Here is a 395-nt window from a genome sequence, read left to right on the forward strand (position 1 = left end):
CAAGTAACCAAAAATACTCAAAAAAAGCCGATATCAAAAAGTCGTTTCTAACGTCCTTTTGACACAGCCTCTTTTGAAATTAACTATTTCCATATTGATTTTTTGCTCCACCTGAAAATATATTGCTAAACATCTGATTACGGACGAGGGGAATGCGCATAAAGGACGAGACAAAAGCCCTTCTCATCATGCTGTTTCCCAGTAAAAAATTGGCTAGGCGAAAGCGATTCTGAAAAACCCAATAGCCTCCGATTCCAATGAGAAGCAAAGATACTAGACGACCCATTATTCATCCCTCCTATGGAAATAGTTTGAGATGTTTTCTTAGCTTTTATCCGAAATAGTCTAGAATTATTTTTTTGACTGAGATGCTTATATGTTGACAAAAACCATGG

1 protein-coding gene is annotated in these 395 nt (G+C 36.7%); it reads right to left on the minus strand.

Going from position 1 to position 395, the window contains the following annotated elements; all coding sequences use genetic code 11:
* Nucleotides 1-79: 79 nt before the first annotated feature.
* Nucleotides 80-286, minus strand: coding sequence for a hypothetical protein (locus PZE06_RS26665; protein ID WP_275792194.1), 207 nt, complete (start codon nt 284-286; stop codon nt 80-82).
* Nucleotides 287-395 lie beyond the last annotated feature (109 nt).

The sequence above is a fragment of the Robertmurraya sp. DFI.2.37 genome, from assembly GCF_029211245.1.
GTDB lineage: Bacteria > Bacillota > Bacilli > Bacillales > Cytobacillaceae > Robertmurraya > Robertmurraya methanolica_A.